Source organism: Jatrophihabitans sp. (assembly GCF_051960575.1).
Lineage (GTDB): Bacteria > Actinomycetota > Actinomycetes > Mycobacteriales > Jatrophihabitantaceae > JBQCEE01.
Map to the genome: position 1 here is coordinate 1 of NZ_JBQCEE010000302.1, position 2,754 is coordinate 2,754.

The window sequence follows — 2,754 nt, forward strand, 5'->3', positions numbered from 1 at the left end:
CCGCCGCACCGCCGATGGCCTGACGAAGCCAGAGATCATCCGCTGTCTCAAGCGCTACGTCGCACGAGAAGTCTTCGCCACGCTTGCCCCGCCACGCGCTCAAACAGTGCCGTCAGCGGCTTGACGAACCATAGGAGCATCCCGGCGGCACCCCGGGCCCGACCCGGGCCGACGGAAATTGTCAGAGGGTCTTCCTAGCCTTCGCACCGACCGCCGACAGCCGGCGGACTGGAGAGCGGAGAGCCGGGATGCACATCGATTGCCACACCTGCGTCGGGCGCGGTCTCGCGTGCGACGACTGCGTCATCAACGTCCTGCTGAGCCGGCCGGCCGAGGGGGTCGACCTCGACGACGCCGAGCAGACGGCGTTCGCCAGCCTCGCCGACGCGGGGCTGGTGCCGCCGCTGCGGCTCGTGCCGATCGTGCGCATCCCGCCCGGATCGGGACAGACCTCGCGGGGGATCGCGTAGTTTGTCCGGGTTCTGGGTGGCCGCGGTTCGGGACTTTCGGCCCCGCGTTGCCGTCCGAATGCACCGCGTCGTAATCTGCCTGAGACCTACGGTTCGAAACGTCCGAAGGGCGTTGCCGCAGGTCCCGCCGAATCGTGAGCAGCGGCGTGGTCCGGCAACGGAGCACGGCGCCGCGAACCGGGGACCCACCGCTCGTGGGGTGAATCGGTGGTGGCGACCGCGTCGACCCGACGCGCGCCACTGCTGTAGGGCTACTTCCGGCCCGAACCCGTCAGCTAACCCGGTAGGCGGACGAGGAAGAAGGAGCTCCGCCGGCTGTGGCGCGACCCGTCGTTCGTCTGCGTTCCCGTTCCGCTCCCCGCGCCGCGTTCCGTGTCGCCGTGGCGGCCGCCGTCGTCACGGTGCCGACGCTGCTGAGCGCCCTGCCGGCCGCCGCCTCGCCTGGCACGTCTCCCCAGGGGCAGCCGACGATCGAGTCGGTGCAGCGGCAGCTGAACCAGCTCGTGCTGCAGAACTCGCAGCTGGTCGAGCAGTACAACCAGGCCCGCGTCGTCGCCACGCAGCGGCAGACGGAGGCCGCGCGCTCGGCACGTGCCGCCCGGGCGGCGCAGGCCGCCTTCGACGCGGCGAGCGTCGAGATGACCCACACGATCGCCGTGCAGTACGAGGGCAGCGACCTGCCGTCGGCGGCGGCGCTGCTGACCAGCCCGGACGGTCAGGCCTACCTCGACCGGCTCGACGCCGAGAACCTGATCGCGACGCACGACGCCCAGGTGGTGAGCGACCTGACGACCTCGCGGGCCAAGGCGCAGCAGGCGTCGGCCGCGGCGCAGCGGCTGCTCGACCAGGCCCGGGCCGAGCTCACGAAGGCCGACCGTGCCCGCGCCGCCGTCGAGCAGCAGATCGCCAAGTACAAGGCGACCCTCGCGCTGCTCGACGCGAAGCAGCAGCAGGCCTTCGCGCAGGCGATCAACCCGGCCGCGCGCACCGCGGCGATCGGCTACATCGCCCAGCACGTCGGCGGGACGAAGCCGGAGCAGACCGCGGTCCGGTTCGCGCTCGCTCAGGTCGGCAAGCCCTACGTCTTCGGTGCAGCCGGCCCGGACGCCTACGACTGCTCGGGCCTGACGATGGCCTCGTGGGCCGCCGCCGGCGTGAGCCTGCCGCACTCGGCGGCCGACCAGTACAACTACGGCCACCACGTCGGCCTCGACCAGCTCTCGCCCGGCGACCTGATCTTCATGTACTCGCCGATCGGGCACGTCACCATCTACATCGGCCAGGGGCTCATGGTGTCGGCGCCGACCGAGGGCGAGCCGGTGACGGTCGTTCCCGTGTCCAGCTTCTCGAGCGACATCGTCGGGGCCACCCACCTCGGCTGAGACCTGCGCGGTCGCCGGGCGGCGACGGGGCAGGATCGAGGCGTGCCCCGCGCCGCCGTCCGTCTCGCGCTCGCCCTGGTGGCGGCCGCGTCGCTGAGCACCGCCTGCAGCGGTTCGTCCGCGCCCACCTCGGCGCCGACACCCACCGCCGTCCGTTCGCTGCTGCGGGCGCACGCCGCGGCGCTGCACGCGCACGACCGGGCCGCCTGGCTCGCCGGTGTGTCCACCGCCGACCGCGATGCGCTGTTCCGCCAGCAGCAGAGCGACGAGTTCGACAACCTGGCGAAGGTGCCGCTCGCCTCCTGGTCGTACTCGGTGGTCGGTGCCGAGTCCGACCCGACGCTGCTCGCCGCCGCCCGACGCAAGTACGGGGCGCCCGCGTCCGTCGTGCACGTCAGCCTCGACTACGCGATCCGCGGCGCCGATCCGCACCCCACGAGCCGCGACCTGTACTGGACGTTCCTGCGCCAGGGCGGCCAGGTCGTGATCGCCGGGGACGACGACGCCGAGTCGCTGGGCGCGACGACCTGGAAGGGTCCCTGGGACTTCGGTCCGCTCTCGGTCGCACGGGGGCGCTTCGGCATCGCGTTCGGCCACCCCGGCTACGAGGCGGTGCTCGACTCGGTGATCCGCGACGTCGACGACGCGGTGCCGGCCGTGACGGCGGTCTGGGGGACGGACTGGCCGCGGTTCGTCGCGGTGGTGGTCACGGCCTCGAAGGCCGAGTTCGACGCGACCGTCGGGGGGACGGCGGGGGCCGGACCCGACTCGGTCGCCGCCCTGGCGGTGAACGACGGCACCGACCCGGTGCACGAGACCACGGTCGGCCGGCGGCTGGTGATCTCGCCCGGCGAGCTGCAGCGCCTCAGCCCCATCGGGCGGCAGATCCTGCTGCGGCACGA

At 72.8% G+C, this 2,754-nt stretch carries 2 protein-coding genes, 2 pseudogenes and 1 riboswitch; all 4 genes and pseudogenes read left to right on the top strand.

Annotation, left to right across the window (positions count from 1 at the left end):
• Positions 1 to 124: pseudogene (locus ACTHMS_RS16830) on the top strand (IS110 family transposase); the annotation flags it as partial.
• A 124-nt stretch (positions 125 to 248) separates the two neighbouring features.
• Entirely contained in the window at positions 249 to 470 is a 222-nt protein-coding gene (locus ACTHMS_RS16835) for a hypothetical protein (RefSeq protein ID WP_440307815.1), read from the top strand.
• A gap of 115 nt (positions 471 to 585) precedes the next feature.
• Positions 586 to 775: riboswitch (cyclic di-AMP (ydaO/yuaA leader) on the top strand.
• A gap of 75 nt (positions 776 to 850) precedes the next feature.
• The gene (locus ACTHMS_RS16840) at positions 851 to 1,852 is read left to right on the top strand and encodes a C40 family peptidase (protein WP_440307816.1); all 1,002 of its coding nucleotides are present in this window, start codon (positions 851 to 853) and stop codon (positions 1,850 to 1,852) included.
• Positions 1,853 to 1,894: 42 nt separating this feature from the next.
• A pseudogene (locus ACTHMS_RS16845) lies at positions 1,895 to 2,754 on the top strand (hypothetical protein); the annotation flags it as partial.